Genomic DNA, 20,528 nt, shown 5'->3' on the forward strand with positions numbered 1-20,528 from the left:
CCGTGCTTACATCAGCCGCTTTCAACGATTATGCCTTGGAAGGTCTCGGCCCCTGTTTACGCTTAGTGGAGGCAGAGCCATTATTGCCTACACTTCGTCAAGCAATGCTGGGCTGGCCCCTCACGCCTTGTGTGACGCAGAAAGCGACGCCTGATATTTGCGTTTGGCGCCATTCAGAAGGGTATTGGCAGGAAGCGCCAGCGCTACCCCAAGGCATGCTGCTGGATACGCCGGTAGGGACTGCGTGCAGTGTCATTGCCGATGTCGCCGGCGCATTTTTACGTAAGCATCCAGAGCTTGTTGGCCTGCACTGCGGGTCTGTGGAAATTAACGGCCAGCTGGTGATTTTTCCAGATGCTCATCGGGCGGGTAAGAGCACGTTAACATCCGCGTTTGCAGCCGCTGGCTACCGCGTGTTCGGCGACGATGTGCTGGCGCTCAACCAGCAGGGTGAGGGCATTGCTTTGGGGGTTGCGCCCCGGCTTCGGCTGCCACTGCCTGAAACGCTGGCCACCGACTTTCAGCACTTTGTGGCCTGCCATCTTGGCCCCTTTGATGAGCGCTATGGCTATTTGCGGCTGCCTGCTTCTCGCTTAGCCGCGCATGGTGATAAGCGTCCGCTGGGTGCTATTTTGTTGATTGATCGTGACCACTCACTATCAAGCCCCCAGTTAACGCGCTTGCAGCCGGGGGACGGTCTTTGGCAGCTGTTGCAGCAGAATTTTGCGGAACACGAGCTAGACCAAGCGTTGATTGAGCGCTTTCTTCCCATTCTGCAGAAGCTGCCCTGTTTTTTACTGTGCTATCCCGATGCTTATGAGGCAGCTGTTTGGCTAACCAAGCGGTGGCAGGGGCAGTCCTTTCAAGCTGATACGCCTGCAACGCAGCCCATGGGCGCCGAGAATCGTCCTGCATGCGCTGCGCTCTCACTTGATGACGCGCGTTGTTGGCAAACGAGCCCGGCGGCATGCGAGTGGCTAGTTGGCGATGAGCTATTTGTCATTGGGCAATCGGGAGGAGATGTTCACCGTATGAACGCGACCAGTCGTGCCGTTTGGGAACTGCTTAAACACGAGCCGCTGACGCTGGAAGATGTGAGTGAAACGCTTGACGAATTCTTTGGCGGGGTGGGATTGATGCAGATAAAGCGTGATATGGCGCAGCTGCTGGCTAATCTGGATCACGTCGGTTTAATTCATGAGGCGTGCGAGCCGTTGTCTACTGCTTAGCGCCAATAGTCACGCCATGTTTTCAGCACCCGCTCAGGATACCAGGTCTGCCCCAGGCTACCGTTGTAGCGCGCCAGTGCACGGGTGAAATCGCCCCGTTCAACGGCCAGGTAGTGGGCCAAAATAGTGCAGCCGTAGCGCAGGTTGCGGTTCGGTTCGGTAAGGTCATCCATGGGTAGGCCAAGCTCCTCTACCCAAAAAGGCATGATCTGCATTAAGCCGACGGCACCGGCAGATGAAACGGCATCGGCGTTAAAGGCGCTTTCTACCTGAATTAACGCCAGTACCAGTTCGGGCGGTAGCCCAGCTAACCGCGCCTCACGGTAAAGGCGAGTCAGCAGCGTGTGCCGCCGTTCAGGCGATGCGATAAAGCGGGCAAGCGGCGCATCCATTCGGCTGCGCCACTGCTGCAGCTGCCACTGAGCCTGGGGCGTTTGTTGATCAGCGGTTTCAAACGTTAGGCGCAGCGGTTCTTGGGCGGCGCTTTGCATAGGGTGGGCAGCCGCTGCAAGGCTGCCCACTAGTATCCACTGACTGACGCTTTTCACATGTAGCCGCTTGCGCTGTAAACGCTGCCACGGCAATCTCAGTGACATGGTCCCGCTTACTCTGCGTTGATAAGGCCCGCCTGCTCACGCAGGAAATCGACAATTTTCTCAGCAGGGATCATCGTCGCTTCGCTATCGCGACGGCCTTTGTACTCCAGTTCGCCGTTGTCCAAGCCACGGTCGCCAATGACCAAGCGGTGAGGTACGCCCATTAGTTCCAGGTCGGCAAACTTCACGCCGGGGCGGGTGTCGCGGTCATCCAGCAGTACATCTAAACCAGCGGCGGTCAGCGTTTGGTAGAGGCGCTCAGACTCTTCACGCACGCGCTGAGATTTATGCGCGTTCATGGGAACAAGTGCGACCTGGAACGGTGCGATGGCGTTGGGCCAGATGATCCCGGATTCATCGTGATTCTGCTCAATAGCAGCGGCTACCACGCGGGTGACGCCAATGCCATAGCAGCCCATCCACGGGTGGCTGGTTTTGCCGTTGTCGCCTAGCACGCTGGCATTCATCGCTTCGGAGTACTTCTGGCCAAGCTGGAATACGTGGCCGACTTCGATGCCGCGCTTGATCGAGAGCGTGCCTTGGCCATCGGGTGACGGGTCGCCTTCTACGACGTTACGCAGGTCAGCGACCTGGGGCAGGGCAGCATCACGCTCCCAGTTGATGCCGAAGTAGTGCTTGCCATCGACGTTGGCACCCGCGCCGAAGTCGCTCATTAAGGCAACGCTGCGGTCGATGATGATCGGCATTTCTAAACCGACGGGGCCTAAAGAACCCGGGCCTGCACCCACAGCGGCACGAATTTCCTCTTCGCTGGCCATGGTTAGCGGGGCTTTTACCTGAGGCAGGTTTTCCGCTTTGACTTCGTTGAGTTCGTGGTCGCCGCGTACCAGCAGCGCAATGAGGCCGCCTTCCGCTGCGTGAACCATCAGCGTTTTGACGGTTTTCTCAATGGGCAGCTTGAACTGCTCTACCAGCGTGGCGATGGTTTTGGCATCCGGTGTATCAACCAAACGCAGCTCTTCGCTGGGGGCCGCACGTTCAACGTTGCTGCCTAAGGGTGCGGGCAGCGCTTCAGCTTTTTCGATGTTAGCAGCGTAATCAGACGCGTTGGAGAAGACGATATCGTCTTCGCCGGAGTCGGCCAGCACGTGGAATTCATGAGAGCCCGTGCCGCCAATGGAGCCGTTATCGGCAATGACCGGGCGGAAGTCGAGGCCCAGGCGGGTGAAAATACGTGAATAGGCGTCGTACATGCCTTGGTAAGTCTCTTTGAGCGAGGCTTCATCCAGGTGAAAGGAGTAGGCATCTTTCATGATGAATTCACGCGAGCGCATCACGCCAAAGCGTGGGCGGATCTCGTCGCGGAATTTGGTTTGAATCTGGTAGAAGTTCACCGGTAGCTGCTTGTAGCTGGCGATCTCTTTACGCACTAGGTCAGTGATGACTTCTTCATGGGTAGGCCCCACGCAGTAGTCGCGGTCATGGCGATCTTTTAAACGCAGCAGCTCAGGGCCGTACTGCTCCCAGCGGCCCGATTCCTGCCACAGGTCGGCAGGCTGAACGGCGGGCATTAATACTTCTTGGGCGCCGGCACGGTTCATCTCTTCGCGAACAATGGCTTCCACCTTGCGCAGGGTGCGTAGCCCCAGGGGCAGCCAGGTATACAGGCCCGAGGTGAGACGGCGGATCATCCCGGCGCGCAGCATTAACTGGTGGCTGATGACTTCAGCGTCGGCCGGGGTTTCTTTTAATGTCGCAATCAATAATTGGCTGGCGCGCATGGGCGTGAGCATTCCTTGGTTAGTAGCGGTGATGCTGAATCGTTGTGTCGAACGTAGCGCTTAATCGAGCGTTGAATCCGGCATTGTACGGCTAAGCGGGTAAGGCGGCAAAATCCTAACTCTTTCGCTTAGCAACGCTTAGGTTAAATTGTGCTAAGCTTGATCAGATTTTTGGCTCGATAGCGATCGTCAATTGGTGTCTCATGTGGCATTGCCACCAGCTATCGGTAGGTTAGAACAGTGAGGAAATTTTCATGCAGCAAGCATTGCGCCGTTGGCTAGCGGGGGCGATGGTAGGTGTCTCCATCGTAGCACTCAGTGGGTGTGGAACACTTTTTCATCCTGAACGAAAAGGGCAGTTAAGTGGCGATGTAGACCCGGTAGTTGCCATCGCGAACGGCGTTGGTTTGCTGTTCTTTATTGTGCCGGGTGTTATTGCGTATGCAGTTGATTTCTCAAATGGCACTATCTATCTGCCCAGCCATAGTAGCGCATCGGTAGATGTGCATCATTTGAATGATGCGATGGATGTAGCGTCACTTGAGAAGCTCCTGTCGGATAAAGCGGGTCAGCCCGTTAGTTTGGAAAGTGAGCTGGTCATGATTGAAGAAGTGGATAGCTTAGATGAAGCGCTTGCGATGGTTAGGATGTCAGGCGTGCTGGATGAGGAGCGTTTAGCCACCATGTAAGCGCTTCAATGAACGCCCCTAGCCGTAGCTAACGGCTAGGGGCGTTTTCGTTCAAAGCGCTTTAACAGCGCTAGCTTTTCTGATCGTGGTAAATTTCAGCACTATCAATCCTGCCACTAGCCCCCAAAAGGCGCCCCCAATTCCCAGCAGTGAAATGCCTGACCCGGTAAGCAAAAACGTGACAATAGCAGCATCACGCTGTTCGCTACTCTCAAAGGCGCCGGCGAGGCCGCTACTTAGTGTGCTCAGTAGCGCAATACCTGCTAGCGACATCACTAATACGCTAGGTAAGGCATTAAAAATGCCGGTGACCGTGGCGCCAAAAATGCCCATGAGGATATACAGTACGCCCGCTGCGACCCCAGCTGTGTAGCGACGCTGTGGATCTGCGTGCGCATCTGGCCCCATGCATACCGCCGCGCTGATAGCCGCCATATTAAGCGCATAGCCGCCAAAGGGCGCGAGAAGCAAGGTGGCAGCGCCCGTGAAACCAATTAATGGCGAGCTGTTAGGCCGATAACCTGCTGCTCTTAGCACTGCCATCGCGGGTAGGTTTTGAGTCGCCATGGTGATCACAAACAGGGGTATGCCAATGCCAATCAGCGTTGAGGGGTTGAAAATAGGGGCCGTGAATACCGGTGTTGCAGGGGTGAGTGGCAGTCCCTGCAAATTTATTTGCCCAAGAAACACGGCAACTAGTATGCCGGTGAGCAGCACGCAAGGTACCGCAAGCGTTGGGCACAAACGGCGACCCGCCACCCAGGCAGCTAACATGGACAGGGGCAGCAGCCACTGACGTTCCATCACGTTAAAAAGCTCTAGCCCAAAACGCAGCAGAATCCCGGCTAGCATCGCGGAAGCAATAGCGCTGGGGATGTGACGCATTAAGCGTTCAAACAGTCCCGTTACCCCGCACAGTGTGATCAGTAGCGCTGAGAACAAAAATGCCCCGATTGCTTCTTCGATAGGAATGCCGGCAAGACTAGTGGCCAGAAACGCCGCCCCTGGAGTAGACCACGCGGTTAAAAGCGGCATGCGGTAACGCAGAGAAAGTCCTAATGACGTAAGCCCCATGCCTACTCCCAGCGCCCACAGCCACGAGCTGATTTGCGCCGCGCTGGCACCCGCAGCGGCAGCTGCCTGAAAGATAATGGCTGCGGAGCTGGTGTAGCCAATGATGACCGCGACGCAACCTGCGGTAACGGTCGACAGGCTCATATCGTGCCAAAATGCGGTTTTGGGTGTGGTGATGGCCGAAGGCTTAGTGGTGTTGTTTGGCGCTTCCATTGGGGGACCTCACTTACGCGCATAAATGTGCGCTATAGCGCACAAAGCGTAAGGCTACCATTGTGCGTCATAACGCACAATGGAGGTGCTGGAAGTTTGATGGCATCAAAGTGCGATTAACTTGCGAAGTGAGCGGGGTTCGGGATGCTCGGGAAGCGAGGTGGATGCGCCTGCATATAGGCGTGACACGCTCTCAGCACGCGTTTATCGTCATATTTACCGCCTGCTAGTTGAAAACCTACTGGTAAGCCTTGTTCGGTAAAACCGCAGGGCACCGAAGCGGCGGGTTGCTGGCTTAGGTTAAACGGATAGCTAAACGCCGCCCACTCTTCCCAGTCGCGCATGTTGCTGCCCGGGGGAACTTCATGATTGATATCAAACGCAGGAAGAGTGACAGCGGGGGTCATCAATAGGTGGTACTGCTGATTAAAATACTCCAGCCGCTGGGTGAGCGTGGCACGGTCGGCAAGAGCGCGAAATAACTCAACCGCTGACCAGCGTTCCGCTTTTTTAGCATTGGCGACTAAGCCTGGGTCAAGTAATTCCCGCTGGGCACTGCTCATTTGTGACCACTGTTCCAGTGAAGCGGTAAACCATAGCTTGCGGAACGTATCCAGCGGCGATTCGAAACCCGGATTCACCTCAACCACTTCCGCGCCAAGTGCCGCCAGTTTATCGGCAGCTTCTCGCACCCGTGCCGCTACCTGCGGGTCAACTTGGGCATAGCCTAAGTCGCTTGAAAAGCCAATACGCAAACCTTCCAGGCCTTTATCCAAATCCTCACCCCAGCACTCTGGCTGGCCTCGTGTGGCGTAGGGGTCGCGATAATCGTAGCGGCCCATAACGTTGAGCATGCTGACCGCATCTTTCACCGAGCGGGTAAGTGGCCCTAAATGCGAAAGGCTGGGTTCTTTAGAAGGCGGCCATTGGGGCGTCCAGCCGAACGTGGGCTTAAAACCAAAAACGCCGGTAAATGCTGCGGGAATTCGGATAGACCCTCCAGAGTCACCTCCTTGGTGGAGCACACCCATATTCAGCGCCGCCGCCGCAGCGGCCCCACCGGAAGAGCCGCCCGCTGTCAGCCGCGTATCCCAAGGGTTAGCGGTAGCGCCAAAGACCCGGTTATCCGTGACTGCCTTCCAGCCAAATTCAGGGGTGTTGGTTTTGCCAAGAATAATTGCGCCTGCTTCTCGTAGCATTCTGGCGGGTGGTGCATCGGTATCGCAGAGCGCATCTGAGGTGGTGAGCGACCCCTCTCGGCAGGGCATACCTGCTACCTGGGTAAGATCCTTAATAGAAATGGGAACGCCATCGATTGGACTCAACGGTTTGTCTTGCCCCCAGCGCCTTGCCGAAGCCTTGGCAGCGCTTTCAGCGCCCTCTGTATCCACATACACGTAAGCGTTTACCTGTTTGTTAAACTGCTCAATGCGCCCAAGGGCCGCTCGGGTTGCCTCTAAGGGTGAGGCCTGCTGGGATTCGTAGAGGTTGGCTAGCGAGCGGGCGTCCATTAGGCCTAGGTCGGTATCGCTCATTGATCGCTCCTTGCGCTTCGTTAATACAATAAACCTCATGTAAGCCTAGGCAAGCGGGCGTGAGTCTGCAAAATGGGGGCGAAAACCAAGTTGCCAATCGGGCCATACTGTAAGGGCAAGTAGTCGGTAAACTAACTAACCTCATTAAAGGAGAGCCCAATGGCAAGCGCGCCCCATACTATTGCTGAACATATCGCAGGAACCGTTAAACAGCTTCGTAAAGAGCGTGGCTGGAGCCTCGACCGTGCTGCAGGGGCTACCGGAGTAAGCAAAGCGATGTTGGGTCAGATTGAACGGGGGGAGTCTAGCCCGACGGTGTCTACCCTTTGGAAGATCGCCAGCGGTTTTAAAGTCTCATTCTCTCGGTTATTTGATGGTGATAAGCCCGCGCTGGGGGAGCTGCATCGGGATGGCTGGGAATCGGTATGGGGAGAGGATAGCGTGGGGATGCAGGCAAGGCTGCTGTTCCCTTACGATCCGCTGCTGGGCTTTGAAATGTTTATGATTGAGCTAGCGCCCGGTGCGATGAGTGAATCATCAGCCCACGCCAGCGGGGTTGTGGAGCATATTGTGGTGGTAGAAGGCGAAATGGAGCTGCGCATTGATGAACGCTGGCAAACCCTTCGAGTGGGCGAGGGGCTGCGCTTTTTTGCCGACAGGCCCCACGCCATGCGTAATAACACCGCCACGCGGTTACGCTTTCACGATGTGATTCACTATCTACCAGGGGCCGCTTCCGGCGCCTGAGCGCGCAGCCAGTTAAGCTCATCGGCCCAGATCTCGGGTTCAACAGTTTCTAAGATCATGGGAATGCCGCTAATGCGAGCATCCTGCATGATAGTGGTAAACGCAGCTAATCCGATATTGCCTTTCCCCAAGCTGTGGTGGCGATCAACGCGGCTGGCAAAGGCGCTTTTGGCATCGTTAAGGTGCATACCCCGCAAAAATTCAAAGCCCACCACCTTGCCAAGCTCATTCAGCGTATCTTGGGTGGCGTCGGCGGTGCGTAAGTCATACCCCGCAGCGAAGGCGTGGCAAGTATCAATACAGACGCCAACCCGGGTTTTGTCGTCGACGTGTTCGATGATTTCCGCCAGATGCTCAAAACGCCAGCCAAGGTTAGTGCCTTGGCCTGCGGTGTTCTCGATGACTGCTGTGACGCCTTGAGTATGGCTTAGCGCTTCGTTGAGCGACTCAGCAATCCGCTTGAGGCAATCGGACTCGCTGATCTTATTTAAATGGCTGCCGGGGTGAAAATTGAGCAGCGTGAGCCCCAACTGCTCGCAACGCTGCATTTCGTCTAAAAACGCAGCGCGGGATTTTTCCAGCCCCTCGGCTTCCGGGTGGCCAAGGTTAATCAGGTAGCTGTCGTGGGGCAAAATTTGCTCGGGGCCAAAGCCGTGCCTTTGACAGGCTTGCTTAAACGCTAAAATAGCCTCGTCGGTAAGCGGTTTGCCTTTCCACTGACGCTGATTTTTAGTGAACAGAGCAAACGCCGTTGCACCGATTTCCACGGCACGGGTAACGGCTTGGTCTGCACCGCCTGCGGCACTGACGTGGGCGCCTAAGTATTTCATCATTTTCCTTAGCCGTGCTGGCGTCGGTTATTAAGGTAGCGCTGGAAAGCGGCGGGCTCATCAGTTATAGCGCTGGCGATACCCCACGCCCAGCGGCTATCAAAAGCACTTGGGTCGTTGGGGGTATAACACAAAATCTGATAGCCATTTTCTCGCATGGCGTCGGCCTGGGAGCGCTTTAAATGCGGCCAATGCGCATGAATGCTAAAGGCTTCTACCGCTTCGCATTGGGCGCGCCACTCTTTGGGCGTGCTACCGAACAGCACCCCAAGCGCAAGCGCTTCTTTAGGCGCAAAATGGCGGCAGTGGGCAAGCGCGACGGGATCAAATGATGAAACGATTAATCGCTCGGCGGGTAAAGCTGCCAACACACTTGGCATGACGGTGTCGACGAGGGCGATGGGATCGCGGCCTTTATTGACCTTAATCTCTAAATTCACTCCCATGTTTAGCTCATTAAGCAGCGCAAGCATCGCTTCTAGGCTGGCCATTTTCTCCCCAGAAAAACCATCGCCAAACCAACTGCCAACGTCTAAGCGCTGTGCCTGCTGCCAGGTCATTGTGGCAAGCTCTCCACGGCCGTCGGAGCAGCGGCTAACATCGCTATCGTGCCAAATAACCGGCGCACCATCGCCCAGCAGCTGAACATCCAATTCTACCCAGGTGGCGCCTGCATCATAGGCGGCACGAACCGCTGTTAAGGTGTTTTCTGGCGCCGCGGCTGAATAGCCACGGTGGGCAATAAGGGTGGGCAAGTTGATTGCTGGATGCGTCATATCACAGCCTTCTAAATGTAACCAAGTAGGTTGGGAAGTCTAGCATGGCTGCATGACATGGGTGTGTCGCCGTACATAGGCTATTGCTTGATTTATTGGTGGCGACGCGTTTGGATAGCGGTACAAGGTACGTCCAATTAATAACAAGGAGTTCGAAGTATGGCTAAACGCATAGAGTTTTCCAAAACCGGTGGTTCAGAGGTGTTGGAGTGGGTAGATGTTGAGCCCGCAACGCCTGCTGCTGGTGAAGTACGTATTGTTAATAAGGCGGTAGGGCTTAACTTTATTGATATCTACTTCCGCACCGGGCTGTATCCGGCGCCGTCTATGCCCTCAGGCCTGGGCACTGAAGGGGCTGGCGTGGTCGACGCGGTCGGTGAGGGAGTTACCCACTTAAAGGCCGGTGACCGCGTGGCCTACGCCCAAGGCCCGCTGGGTGCCTACGCCGAGGTACATACACTGCCTGCTGCTAAAGTGGTTAAATTGCCGGACTTTATTGATTTTGAGACGGCCGCTGCCAGCATGCTGAAAGGCTTAACCGTTCAGTATTTGCTACGCCAAACCTACGAGTTAAAAGGCGGTGAAACCATTTTGTTCCATGCGGCGGCCGGGGGAGTTGGCTCCATTGCCTGTCAGTGGGCTAAAGCGTTAGGCGTTAAGCTAATCGGCACCGTTAGCTCTCAAGAGAAAGCGGATCTTGCCATTGCGAATGGCGCCTGGGCGACGATTAACTACACCAAAGAGAACGTCGTGGAGCGGGTACGCGAGCTGACTAACGGCGAAATGTGCGATGTGGTCTATGACTCTGTAGGCAAAGATACCTGGGAAATGTCGCTGGACTGTTTAAAACCCCGCGCACTGATGGTGAGCTTTGGTAATGCTTCTGGCCCTGTGGATGGGGTGAATATCGGCATTCTTAACCAAAAAGGCGCGCTGTTTGTGACCCGGCCAAGCCTGAATGGCTACGCCGATACCCGCGAACGCCTAGAGATGATGTGTGAAGACTTCTTTGCCATGATTGAGAGCGGCAAGCTTAAGATTGATGTTGCCAACCGCTACCCACTGCAGGAGGCGGGCAAAGCGCAAGATGCCTTACAGAGCCGCAAAACGACAGGTTCAACCGTTCTGTTACCCTAGAGGGTATTAATCAAAGGGGTGCTCTTTTGCACCCTGGCCTGGCTACCCGCTTCCTAGCCGAGCGGGTGCCACTTGGTCTATCAAAAGGCTACTTAATCCACGTCTACATAAGCCCCCATTCTGCGCATCCGGTTTTCAAAACTGGCGACGTTATCAACCAGTTGATCAGGACCAAAGGCGACACACTCTGCCAATATCGCCTCACTTAAAGTAATCGCCGACAAAATGGAAGGAAAAAAGTGCGGTGTTGCGTTAGCAACAGTAAACGTTACGCAGGCCCCGGGCACCAGCGGAGAGCGAAGCGTGTCGGTAATGACAATGGCCTGTACGCCGTTGGCGCGTGTCACTTCAAGTGCTTTTACCGTTTCCGCGCAGTAAGGTTCGAAGCCAAACGCTACCACGATGTCTTGTTCATTGAAATGGTCCAGCTCAGTCAGCAAACCGCCCTCCAGGCCACGAATTAACGTCACGTCAGGCATTGCAATCCGCCCTACATAGGCAAAGTGATAGGCGCAGGCAAAGGTATCTCGAAATCCAACAACGGCGACTTTGCGCGCTGCCAAAATTCGCCGGGCGGCGTCCTTTACGCGGGTTTGGTTATCAGCCGTAAAGAGACGGCCAATATTATCAAACGCGGCATCACCCACCTCAACAAACAGCGTATCTTCAGGCTGACCAGCCTGATGCTTGAGCTTATTGGCGCGCCCGCTTAGCTCAACCGGAGCGGCTTGAACAGCCGACTGAAACACCTCCCTGAACTGCTCGTAACTTTCAAAGTTGAGCCGCTTGGCCAAACGCACCAGCGTAGAGGGCGTGACGCCTGCGGCTGCGGCGGTTTTGCGAATAGATTGAAAGGCGATGTCGATGGGGTGTTCCAGCACGTGGCTAGCGGCACGTTTTAGCTGAGGACTTAGTGCGGGGTAGCTTTCAGCAAGCCGCTGATGAATCTCGTCCAGGCCCGTTGGGTAGGGGGGGTAAGCGTCAGGCATGGCGTGCTCCCAAAAGTAATATAAAACGTTTGTGCCAATAATAAATGTTTTTGATACGCATGTATTGACTGATTTGTGTTGGATACCCTATTGTTGGCAAAACATATGTTTCTTTTTTTCTAAAAAATAGAACGTATGTTTCTTTTTGATGCTCAGTTCTTAGAGGTTTTAAAAATACGATGTCCTCCGCTGACCGTACATTGCCCTGCTACGAAACGCTGCTGGTCTCTCAGCATAACTACGTCTTGGAAGTGCGCTTTAATCGACCGGAGCGTCTGAACGCAGTGATCGAAGTGCTCTACCGTGAGCTGTTAGACGTGCTGCAGTACGCTGCCCAAACGCCCGATGTAAGGGCGGTGGTGCTTACCGGTGAGGGGCGGGCATTCTGCGTGGGGGCGGATATGAAAGCCCATGGCGGTGCGGCGCGCACGCTTTTTCAACGCCGGGCGTATTTACAGCTAGGTAACGATGTATGCGAAGCGATTATCAAGCTCAACAAGCCCGTGGTGGCCGCAGTGAATGGTTATGCCCTTGGGGCGGGCGCGGAAATGGCGGTATCTTGCGACTTTATTGTGATGGCTAATGAGGCACAGATTGGTTTCCCTGAAACCAGCATCGGCACCTGCGTTGGGGGTGGGGTTTCCAAGCTGTTGCCTCAGTTGGTAGGGCTCAGTCAGGCGCGTCGACTGCTCTATCTTGGCGATAAAATTTCTGGGGCCGAGGCGGCAACGATTGGACTAGCGCTGGCTAGCCACCCCCAAACCGAGTTGCTATCAGAAGCGTTGGCGTTAGCAGAAAAGCTGGCCCGCCAGGCGCCTGTTTCGATGGCGATGTTAAAGCCCTTAGTGAACAGGGGTGGCCACACCAGTTTAGAGAGTCAGCTGCAGCAGGAATTAGATGCGGTGTTTACCTGTTCTACCACGGAGGATTGGCAAGAGGGCGTCGATGCGTTTGCCGAACGCCGCAAGCCCGATTTTCAAGGCCAGTAGTCACTATTTTTTCCGTATTTTAAGACAGGTAGCATCATGAACACGATTGAAGGTCACCTCCCGTTGCTCAGCCCATTACACGCTATTTTGGCGCCTACGGGCATTGCCGTTGTTGGCGCCTCTGCTGACCCTACCAAGCGCGGCTATAAAGCTATGGTCGGGCTAGTAAAAGGCGGTTACCGAGGCGCTATTTATCCAATCAATCCGAAAGCCGACACTATCCTAGGCGTGAAGGCTTGGCCTTCCATCAGTGAGGTGCCGGGTAATCCTGAGCTGGCGCTTCTGTGTACCCCTGCCGCCACGGTGCCAGGGCTAATTGCCGAGTGTGGTCGTCGAGGCGTTAAAGGGGCTGTCATTTTAGCCAGTGGCTTTGGTGAAACCGGCGAGGCAGGCGCGGCGCTGGAAGCAGAAATGATGGAGGCAGCCCGCGCCCACGGCGTGAGAATTATCGGCCCCAACACCTCGGGCATGTTTAACCTGCACCACAAAATTAATTTGCTGGCGCTGGATAACGTCACCCCTGGCGATATTGGGATTGTTTCCCAGTCGGGCAATATGCTGCTGTCACTGGCCCTTGAGGCGCAGCACAACGGGCAAGTGGGTTTCAGTACTTACATCGGCCCAGGAAATCAAAGTGATATTGGCTTTAATGATTACCTGCGCTACCTGGGAGAAGATGAGCATACGCGAGTAGCGACGCTGTATGTGGAAGGCTTTCGTGATGGTCGAAAGTTTTTAGATGTTGCGCGGGAGGTAACGGCGATGAAGCCGGTGGTGGTGTACAAGTCTGGCGCCACCGAACAGGGTCAAAAAGCGGCCAGTTCCCATACCGGTGCGCTGGCAGGTAGCTATCAAATGACCGTGGATCTGCTGCGCCAAGCCGGGGTCAGCGTGGTGCAGTATTCAGATGAAATTCTGCCTGTAGCGGAAGGTTTGGGGCGGCTGCAGAAAGCCTCTGGTAAGCGTGTGGCGGTAATCTCAGACGGCGGTGGCCAAGCGACGATTGCAGCCGACCGCCTAGCAGAGGCCGGTTTGGCGCTGGCAGAGCTCTCTGACGATACCCGTGCGGCGTTGCGCAGCGTGCTACTGCCCCAAGCGTCTACGCTCAACCCGGTGGATGTGGCAGGCTCATCAGATGCGAATCCTTCGCTATTGGCGCGCTGTATTGATATCGTCATGGCGGATGAGGGCGTAGATAGCGTGTTCTTGGTCGGCATGTTTGGCGGCTACAGCATGCGCTTTGCTGAGTCGCTAATGGGCGATGAGATGCGCGGCGCTGAAGCGATGATTGAACGGGCCAAGGCCAACGAAAAACCGCTGGTTATTTACAGTCTGTATGCACCCATTAAGCCACCCGCACTTAGGCGCTTGCATGAGGCGGGCCTGCCGGTATACGCCTCTATTGAGCACGCGGTTAGGGTGCTTTCAGCGTTGGGTGAGCGAGGTGAGTACCTTGCTGGTCAAGCGGTGCGTGTCGCTGCTGACCCGGTTCTGCCCTTGGCAGCAGGGCAGGCTATGTTGAAAAACGCCCGAGATGAGAAGCGTGATCTGCTGGAGTTTGAAGCGAAAGCGCTGCTAGCGCAGCATGGTATTGCAGTGCCTGATGAGCGGCTTGCCACCAGCATTGATGCGTTGGGGGATATCGCACGTCACTTTGGTGATCAGCCGCTGGCTATGAAGATTGTTTCGAAGGACATTCTGCATAAATCTGACGCTGGCGGGGTGAAGCTAAATCTGGTGGGCGAAGCTGCGCTGCGCGCGTCTTATCAGGAAATCATCAATAGCGCCTATGCCTATGACCCTGAGGCGCAGATTGAAGGGGTCCTGGTGACGCCGATGGCCGATAAAGGTGTAGAGGTGATCATTGGCATGTTGCGGGACCCGATTTTTGGCCCGGTCATGATGTTTGGTCTAGGCGGCGTCTTCGTTGAAGTCCTAGAAGATGTAGCATTTCGTGCGCTTCCGCTCAGCCAAGCTGATGCAGAGTCAATGATTAACCAGATTAAAGCGCAAAAGGTGCTTGCAGGGGTACGCGGTGCCGCAGGTGTTGATAAAAAATCGCTAGCGTCGCTGCTGGTGCAGGTGTCTCGTTTAGTTGAAGCGTACCCTAGTATCCATGAGCTAGATTTAAACCCTGTTATTGCCTATCCCGAGAGCCATGCAACAGGCTACGCCGTGGTAGATGCCCGAATTATTGTGGAGCGTGATCAATGAGCCAAGCGTTACCCGAGCTAGTCGATGCCACCATCACCCTTGAAAACCGCGTCGCAACGCTAACCTTAAATCGCCATGACGTGCGTAATGCGCTAACGGGCACTCAGCTTGTCGATGACATTGTAGCGACCGCTGAGTGGGTAAACCGTTGCCAAGAGGTTTCCGTGTTGGTCATAACCGGCGCAGGGTCGGCCTTTTGCGCCGGCGGCAACGTGAAAGACATGGCCGAGCGAGGCGGTGACTTTGCCGGTGATGTGGCTGAGGTGGCCGAGCGTTATCGTAACGGTATTCAGCGAATGCCGCTGGCACTTGACCGGGTGGAGGTGCCGATTATTGCCGCGGTTAACGGGGCTGCGATTGGCGCAGGGTTTGATTTAGCCAATATGGCGGATATACGTATTGCCTCAAGCCGCGCTAAATTTGGCGAAACCTTTCTTAATTTAGGAATCATTCCAGGCGATGGCGGTGCATGGTTTATGCAGCGCCAAATAGGCTATCAGCGCGCCTTTGAGCTGACGCTTTCTGGACGAATTATCACCGCCGATGAGGCTCTTTCGTATAGCGTCGTGCTAGAGGTTGTTGAACCAGACGACTTGATGGCGACCGCCATGGCGCATGCCAGCCGCATAGCCGCTCAGCCCCCCAAAGCAACGCGCCTTACAAAGCGGCTAATGAAAATGGCGCCCACGATGGAGCTAAAAGGCTTTTTAGATGTGTGTGCGGTGTTCCAGGGTATGTGCCACAACGAGCCTGAACACCTTGAGGCCGTTGAGCGGCTGCTGGCCAGCATGAAAAAGTAAATCACTACCTTCACGATGTTGAATAACGCCTGGCTAAGCCAGGCGTTATTACTTGTTTAGCGGATGTCGCTGTTTTTAGAAGCTTTACGGTCGTATAGTCATTGCTTCTGATTTCATGGCTGATGCGTCGCTCACTATGTGGCGTGCTCAATGGATATTCGCAACATAGGGAGGTGGTGAAGGTATGGCATGGGATAGTTTGAGGCTAGCGCCTAGCACATTGGTATTTATGGTATTGGGCGTTACCTTGATCGCTTTTATGTGGGGTCGCTTTCGCTATGATTTAGTAGCGCTTGCCGCTTTGCTTGGCTCTGTCATGCTTGGCTTAGTCCCCGCCGACGATGCGTTTAAGGGATTTGGTCATCCCGCCGTGATCACGGTAGCGGCTGTACTAGTACTTAGCCGTGGCTTTGAGCGCTCTGGCGTCGTGGATATTATTGCCAATCAAGTGCTGAGGGTCGGCGAGCGGTTACTCCTTCAACTCCTGGCGCTGGTAGGCACCGTTGTCGTGCTTTCTGGCATGATGAATAATGTCGGCGCATTGGCGTTGCTGCTGCCTGTGGCGATGCGCTTGGCCCGTGAACATAACACGTCACCTTCACTGCTATTAATGCCTCTGGCGTTTGGCTCGCTGCTGGGTGGGCTAACCACGCTGATTGGCACGCCACCCAATATTATCATTGCCACCTATCGCGGCAGCGTAACCGGGGAAAGTTTCGGCATGTTTAGCTTTTCACCGGTGGGGGTGGTGGTCGCGTTAATCGGTCTGGCCTTTATCGTTTTAGTGGGATGGCGCTTAACCCCAAAGCGCAGTGGCCAAGCATCAACGGAAGAAATGTTTGATACCGCTAATTATTTAGTGGAACTGAACGTCACGGAAGCTTCCAAAGCGAACGGGCTTACGCTGCAGCAGTTGCATGACGAGTTGGAAGAGACGATTCCAGTGCTGGCAGTGGTGCGCGACGACGACCGACGGGCTGGCTATAACTTTCATGGGGTGCTTAAAGAGGGCGATATTCTGCTCCTTGAGGCAGGCCCAGACGAGCTGAAACTACTAGAAGACAAAGTGGGCCTGAGCGCTATTGCCGAGCCGGAAGAGCCAGAGGAGGATCAAGAGCAGAGCGATGACATGGAGAAAGGCGATGAACGTCAGCCCGTTGATACCGAAGGGTTGCAGCTCATCGAAGCCGTTGTGCGTAACGACTCCATAATGGTGAATCGTAGTGTGCGTCAGCTGCGCTTAAACCAGCAGTTCGGCCTACATTTAGTCGCTGTAGCGCGGGATGGCGGGCGCTTGAAGCAGCGCCTGAGGGATATTCGTTTTCAGACCGGCGATGTGTTGTTGCTCCAAGGTAGCGAAAATGAAATTTCCGAAAGCTTATCTACCTTAGGGTGCCTTCCCTTGGCTAACCGCGAGCTGAATTTGGGCCAGCCGCGCAAATTGGCGATGTCGATAGGCATCTTTGCATTAGCCATTATGGCCATGCTGTTTGATGTGTTACCCGCAGCGGTTGCGATGAGTACGGCGGCATTAATCTCGCTACTTATCGGCGTGCTGCCGTTGCGGGAGGGCTATCAAGCCATTGATGGCCCGGTGATTGTACTGCTGGCCGCCATGTTGCCCGTGGGGGAAGCGCTGGAGACGAGCGGTGGCGCTAAAATTATCGCTGATGCACTGCTAAGGTTTGGCGTCGAATGGCCCGTTATTATCTCGTTGGTTGGCCTGTTTATTATCTCTATGCTGCTTTCCAATGTGGTTAACAATGCTGCCGCCGCGCTATTAATGGCACCCATAGCGGCAAGCTTAGCGAGCGGCTTTGATGTCTCCATGGATCCTTTTTTGATGGTTGTAGCGGTGAGTGCTTCCTGCGCGTTTTTAACCCCTATCGGCCATCAGTCGAATACCCTGGTCCTTGGCCCTGGCGGGTATCGATTTGGTGACTATTGGAAACTGGGGCTGCCGTTATCCCTTGTAGTACTTGCGGTTGCAATACCCATGATCCTTTGGGTGTGGCCGCTTTAATCCAGCTTCGAAACAGCCAGTTATAAGTTTCGAAAATTTTGCTAATCTAATAAGCTAAAGATAAACAAATAACGAACAGGCCGGGCTTATGAACCAACAGTTTCGCCAAGACGCCATTGTCGAGCTCGTTCGACAGCACGGCTATATGAGTATTGAACAGCTCACTGATCACTTTTCAGTTACCCCGCAAACCATCCGACGTGATTTGAATACCCTTGCCGACGACGGCCGAGTGCGGCGGGTGCATGGCGGGGTGGGGATTGAATCAAGCACTGTTAATACGGCTTATAGCACGCGTAAAACGCTGCATTTGGAGGAGAAAGAGCGCATCGCTCACTGTTTGGCAGAGCATATTCCTAACCACGCCTCGCTGTTTATCAATATCGGTACTAGCAATGAGGTGATTGCACAGGCGTTGTTGGAGCATCAAGGGTTAGAAATTATTACCAATAACCTCAACGTGGCGGCGATTCTGCAACATAAAGAAGATTTCACGGTGATTATTGCGGGGGGCCAGGTACGCTCGCGGGATGGTGGGATTATTGGTGAGGCGACGATCGACTTCATTAACCAGTTCAAGGTGGATTACGGCATTATCGGCATCAGTGGTATTGATGAAGATGGCTCGTTGCTGGAGTTTGACTACCAAGAGGTGCGTGTTGCCCAAGCCATTATCGCGAATTCAAGGCGCGTTTATTTAGCGGCCGACTACTCCAAGTTTCACCGCAACCCCGTGGTTCGCCAGGGGAAAATTTCTCAGTTAGATGCGCTGTTTACCGACCGTTCCCCACCCGAGGCAATTTTGCAGCTGCTTAAGCAGCACGACGTAGCGCTACATATTGCATAGCACTACATATTGCCATAGTGCGACATATTGCATATGTGCTATGCCAGCCTTCTGGCTGTGTGAAAAGTTCACACTTGACCTTTTAGGAAGCTAGGGTAGCCTTGAATGATAATAAAGCGAAAGTAAAAACATAAATTCGAAAGAAACCTACAACAAAGCGAATGTTATATGACCTCTTTTATTCTCGCCATCGACCAAGGTACTACCAGCTCTCGCGCTATCCTGTTTGATCGCCAGGGGCAAATTACCGCTGTCGCCCAGCAAGAGTTCCCTCAACATTTTCCTGAAGATGGCTGGATCGAACATAATCCGGAAGACATCTGGGAAACCGTCCTTGCTACCTGTAAAGAGGTGCTAATTAAGGCAGATATTAGCGCTTCGCAAGTTGATGGCGTTGGTATTACCAACCAACGTGAAACGACGATTGTTTGGGATCGTAAAACAGGAAAACCCCTCTACAACGCTATTGTATGGCAAGACCGACGTACTTCTGAGCTGTGTCAGGCGCTGCGCGACCAAGGCCACACTGAGGAAGTACAAGCAAAGACGGGCCTGCTAATTGACCCCTATTTCTCAGCCACTAAGCTTGCCTGGATTCTGGATAATGTAGAGGGCGCTCGCGAGCGGGCTGAGCGAGGTGAATTGGCGTTTGGCACGGTAGACAGCTTTCTTATATGGCGGCTAACCGGAGGAAAACACGTAACCGATGCCACTAATGCTTCGCGGACAGCGCTGTTTAACATCCATACCCAGCAGTGGGATGAGTCGCTGTTAAAACTGTATAACGTTCCCGCCAATATGCTGCCGGAAGTGAAAGATTCAAGCGACGACTTTGGCAACCTAGAGGCCACTTGGTTAGGCGAAGCGCTGCCGATTGCTGGCGTTGCCGGTGATCAACAAGCCGCCTTGGTTGGCCAGGCCTGTTTTCAACCGGGGATGGGGAAGAGCACCTACGGTACCGGGTGCTTCATGATTGTAAATACTGGGAAAACCGCTTCTCTTTCTCGCAATCGCTTGCTGACCACTATCGGGTATCGGATAAACGGCAAGCCGACTTACGCCATGGAAGGCAGCATTTTTGTCGCAGGCGCTACGGTACAGTGGCTGCGTGACGGCTTAAATCTTTTTGCAGATGCCTCGGAAACAGAAGCACTGGCGCGGGAAACCCGAAGTGGACACAGCGTATACCTAGTGCCTGCTTTTACAGGGCTAGGCGCTCCCCACTGGGACCCAAAAGCCCGAGGGGCAATATTTGGACTTACCCGAGACACCGGCATCGCTGAGATTGTCGCTGCCGGTCTCCAGGCTGTCTGCTATCAAACCCGTGACCTACAGCACTGCATGAATGATGATATGGAAGCGGCACCGAAAAACCTTCGTGTTGACGGTGGTATGGTTAAAAATAGCTGGGTGATGCAGTTTTTAGCTGACATGCTCAATGTCCAAGTGGACAGACCCACTATCCTTGAAACTACCGCGCTAGGCGCTGCTTATTTGGCTGGACTGCGCTTAGGGTGGTATGACTCTTTAGAAGAGATAGAGCAGCTGTGGCGTTGCGAAAAAAGTTTTACGCCCATGATGGATGAGAATACGCGCGAGCACCTTTATCAAGGGTGGCAGGATGCGGTATCACGTGTGCGATCGTTTTAGAGCGCACATCCCCAGCGCTTAGATAACGCCGCTTTTCTGATGAGCGGCGTTTTTTATTATCACTGTTTTGTGCGTTATCACCCTTGGTCGTATGGTGAAATCAGCTGCTAGGTGTAGAATTCACTCGATTTTAAATTGTCGACAAACATTATTTTAAGCAATTAACATTTTAATAGGCATTTAAAGGCGAATGTCACCGCTTATAAAAATGGCCTATTTGTTTTAAAACAGTTGCTTAGCAACGTTCTTGAAAGTATCAATCAACAAAACTCCTTTCATCGCCATGATGTAGTCAAGCTACAACTTCTCCTGCTGCCAATGACGCATTGTGAGCATCGCTTGCGTGAACCATAGTGAAGTCATGGATCAGGGAGGGGTATCGTTATCCCGGTATGACTCAACTGATCCCTTGCTACAACCGAGGCACTACGTTGTACCCAGGTGCCAA

The 20,528-nt window shown here is 54.2% G+C and carries 17 protein-coding genes; 10 read left to right on the plus strand and 7 right to left on the minus strand.

Annotated elements, in window-relative coordinates; genetic code table 11:
• Positions 1–2 precede the first annotated feature (2 nt).
• Positions 3–1,229, plus strand: a complete 1,227-nt coding sequence (locus LOS15_RS04985; protein ID WP_263068539.1) for a PqqD family protein — start codon at positions 3–5, stop codon at positions 1,227–1,229.
• On the opposite strand, the gene LOS15_RS04990 is transcribed toward LOS15_RS04985, so the two are convergent.
• Both LOS15_RS04990 and LOS15_RS04995 read right to left on the minus strand, forming a co-directional pair.
• Positions 1,226–1,720: a transglycosylase SLT domain-containing protein gene (locus tag LOS15_RS04990; RefSeq protein ID WP_263069631.1), complete on the minus strand. Its 495-nt coding sequence runs from the start codon at positions 1,718–1,720 to the stop codon at positions 1,226–1,228. The genes LOS15_RS04985 and LOS15_RS04990 overlap by 4 nt on opposite strands.
• Positions 1,721–1,833: 113 nt before the next feature.
• Entirely contained in the window at positions 1,834–3,567 is a 1,734-nt protein-coding gene (locus LOS15_RS04995) for a proline--tRNA ligase (protein WP_263068540.1), read from the minus strand.
• 254 nt (positions 3,568–3,821) lie between these two features.
• On the opposite strand from LOS15_RS04995, the gene LOS15_RS05000 reads away from it, so the two are divergent.
• Positions 3,822–4,256, plus strand: coding sequence for a hypothetical protein (locus LOS15_RS05000; protein WP_263068541.1), 435 nt, complete (start codon positions 3,822–3,824; stop codon positions 4,254–4,256).
• 51 nt (positions 4,257–4,307) lie between these two features.
• On the opposite strand, the gene LOS15_RS05005 is transcribed toward LOS15_RS05000, so the two are convergent.
• Both LOS15_RS05005 and LOS15_RS05010 read right to left on the minus strand, forming a co-directional pair.
• A complete protein-coding gene (locus LOS15_RS05005) occupies positions 4,308–5,543 on the minus strand; it encodes a benzoate/H(+) symporter BenE family transporter (protein ID WP_263068542.1) in 1,236 nt (411 codons plus the stop codon).
• Between the two features lie 116 nt (positions 5,544–5,659).
• Positions 5,660–7,078, minus strand: a complete 1,419-nt coding sequence (locus LOS15_RS05010; protein WP_263068543.1) for an amidase — start codon at positions 7,076–7,078, stop codon at positions 5,660–5,662.
• A gap of 159 nt (positions 7,079–7,237) precedes the next feature.
• Here LOS15_RS05010 and LOS15_RS05015 point away from each other — a divergent pair, with 159 nt between their 5' ends.
• Positions 7,238–7,825, plus strand: a complete 588-nt coding sequence (locus LOS15_RS05015; RefSeq protein ID WP_263068545.1) for a helix-turn-helix domain-containing protein — start codon at positions 7,238–7,240, stop codon at positions 7,823–7,825.
• Here LOS15_RS05015 and nfo read toward each other — a convergent pair.
• Both nfo and LOS15_RS05025 read right to left on the minus strand, forming a co-directional pair.
• Positions 7,795–8,655 carry a deoxyribonuclease IV gene (gene nfo / locus LOS15_RS05020; protein WP_263069633.1) on the minus strand — a complete coding sequence of 287 codons (861 nt, stop codon included), beginning with the start codon at positions 8,653–8,655 and terminating at the stop codon, positions 7,795–7,797. The two genes, LOS15_RS05015 and nfo, sit on opposite strands and share 31 nt — an antisense overlap.
• 8 nt (positions 8,656–8,663) lie before the next feature.
• Positions 8,664–9,431 carry a glycerophosphodiester phosphodiesterase family protein gene (locus LOS15_RS05025; RefSeq protein ID WP_263068546.1) on the minus strand — a complete coding sequence of 256 codons (768 nt, stop codon included), beginning with the start codon at positions 9,429–9,431 and terminating at the stop codon, positions 8,664–8,666.
• A gap of 159 nt (positions 9,432–9,590) precedes the next feature.
• Between LOS15_RS05025 and LOS15_RS05030 the strand changes: the two genes are divergently transcribed.
• Complete coding sequence (locus LOS15_RS05030; protein WP_263068547.1) at positions 9,591–10,568, plus strand: NADPH:quinone reductase; 978 nt, start codon at positions 9,591–9,593, stop codon at positions 10,566–10,568.
• 92 nt (positions 10,569–10,660) lie between these two features.
• On the opposite strand, the gene LOS15_RS05035 is transcribed toward LOS15_RS05030, so the two are convergent.
• Positions 10,661–11,557 carry a MurR/RpiR family transcriptional regulator gene (locus tag LOS15_RS05035; protein ID WP_263068548.1) on the minus strand — a complete coding sequence of 299 codons (897 nt, stop codon included), beginning with the start codon at positions 11,555–11,557 and terminating at the stop codon, positions 10,661–10,663.
• A 179-nt stretch (positions 11,558–11,736) separates the two neighbouring features.
• On the opposite strand from LOS15_RS05035, the gene LOS15_RS05040 reads away from it, so the two are divergent.
• From LOS15_RS05040 to glpK, 6 genes are all read left to right on the plus strand, one after another.
• Complete coding sequence (locus tag LOS15_RS05040; protein WP_263068549.1) at positions 11,737–12,546, plus strand: enoyl-CoA hydratase/isomerase family protein; 810 nt, start codon at positions 11,737–11,739, stop codon at positions 12,544–12,546.
• A 36-nt stretch (positions 12,547–12,582) separates the two neighbouring features.
• The gene (locus LOS15_RS05045) at positions 12,583–14,760 is read left to right on the plus strand and encodes an acetate--CoA ligase family protein (RefSeq protein ID WP_263068551.1); all 2,178 of its coding nucleotides are present in this window, start codon (positions 12,583–12,585) and stop codon (positions 14,758–14,760) included.
• Positions 14,757–15,560 (plus strand): enoyl-CoA hydratase-related protein, encoded by an 804-nt coding sequence (locus tag LOS15_RS05050; RefSeq protein WP_263068552.1) that lies wholly within the window; start codon positions 14,757–14,759, stop codon positions 15,558–15,560. The genes LOS15_RS05045 and LOS15_RS05050 overlap by 4 nt, the downstream gene beginning before the upstream one ends.
• A gap of 184 nt (positions 15,561–15,744) precedes the next feature.
• Complete coding sequence (locus LOS15_RS05055) at positions 15,745–17,583, plus strand: SLC13 family permease (RefSeq protein ID WP_263068553.1); 1,839 nt, start codon at positions 15,745–15,747, stop codon at positions 17,581–17,583.
• Positions 17,584–17,671: 88 nt separating this feature from the next.
• Positions 17,672–18,430: a DeoR/GlpR family transcriptional regulator gene (locus LOS15_RS05060; protein ID WP_263068554.1), complete on the plus strand. Its 759-nt coding sequence runs from the start codon at positions 17,672–17,674 to the stop codon at positions 18,428–18,430.
• A 168-nt stretch (positions 18,431–18,598) separates the two neighbouring features.
• A complete protein-coding gene (glpK, locus tag LOS15_RS05065) occupies positions 18,599–20,080 on the plus strand; it encodes a glycerol kinase GlpK (protein WP_263068555.1) in 1,482 nt (493 codons plus the stop codon).
• Positions 20,081–20,528: the final 448 nt, after the last annotated feature.

This window comes from Halomonas sp. 7T, from assembly GCF_025643255.1.
GTDB lineage: Bacteria > Pseudomonadota > Gammaproteobacteria > Pseudomonadales > Halomonadaceae > Vreelandella.

Excerpts from the sequence above, each read along its gene's own strand:
- LOS15_RS04990 (WP_263069631.1), bottom strand. The coding sequence starts at position 1,720 with ATGCAAAGCGCCGCCCAAGAACCGCTGCGCCTAACGTTTGAAACCGCT.
- LOS15_RS04995 (WP_263068540.1), bottom strand. The coding sequence starts at position 3,567 with ATGCGCGCCAGCCAATTATTGATTGCGACATTAAAAGAAACCCCGGCC.
- LOS15_RS05000 (WP_263068541.1), top strand. The coding sequence starts at position 3,822 with ATGCAGCAAGCATTGCGCCGTTGGCTAGCGGGGGCGATGGTAGGTGTC.
- LOS15_RS05005 (WP_263068542.1), bottom strand. The coding sequence starts at position 5,543 with ATGGAAGCGCCAAACAACACCACTAAGCCTTCGGCCATCACCACACCC.
- LOS15_RS05010 (WP_263068543.1), bottom strand. The coding sequence starts at position 7,078 with ATGAGCGATACCGACCTAGGCCTAATGGACGCCCGCTCGCTAGCCAAC.
- LOS15_RS05015 (WP_263068545.1), top strand. The coding sequence starts at position 7,238 with ATGGCAAGCGCGCCCCATACTATTGCTGAACATATCGCAGGAACCGTT.
- nfo (WP_263069633.1), bottom strand. The coding sequence starts at position 8,655 with ATGAAATACTTAGGCGCCCACGTCAGTGCCGCAGGCGGTGCAGACCAA.
- LOS15_RS05025 (WP_263068546.1), bottom strand. The coding sequence starts at position 9,431 with ATGACGCATCCAGCAATCAACTTGCCCACCCTTATTGCCCACCGTGGC.
- LOS15_RS05030 (WP_263068547.1), top strand. The coding sequence starts at position 9,591 with ATGGCTAAACGCATAGAGTTTTCCAAAACCGGTGGTTCAGAGGTGTTG.
- LOS15_RS05035 (WP_263068548.1), bottom strand. The coding sequence starts at position 11,557 with ATGCCTGACGCTTACCCCCCCTACCCAACGGGCCTGGACGAGATTCAT.
- LOS15_RS05040 (WP_263068549.1), top strand. The coding sequence starts at position 11,737 with ATGTCCTCCGCTGACCGTACATTGCCCTGCTACGAAACGCTGCTGGTC.
- LOS15_RS05045 (WP_263068551.1), top strand. The coding sequence starts at position 12,583 with ATGAACACGATTGAAGGTCACCTCCCGTTGCTCAGCCCATTACACGCT.
- LOS15_RS05050 (WP_263068552.1), top strand. The coding sequence starts at position 14,757 with ATGAGCCAAGCGTTACCCGAGCTAGTCGATGCCACCATCACCCTTGAA.
- LOS15_RS05055 (WP_263068553.1), top strand. The coding sequence starts at position 15,745 with ATGGCATGGGATAGTTTGAGGCTAGCGCCTAGCACATTGGTATTTATG.
- LOS15_RS05060 (WP_263068554.1), top strand. The coding sequence starts at position 17,672 with ATGAACCAACAGTTTCGCCAAGACGCCATTGTCGAGCTCGTTCGACAG.
- glpK (WP_263068555.1), top strand. The coding sequence starts at position 18,599 with ATGACCTCTTTTATTCTCGCCATCGACCAAGGTACTACCAGCTCTCGC.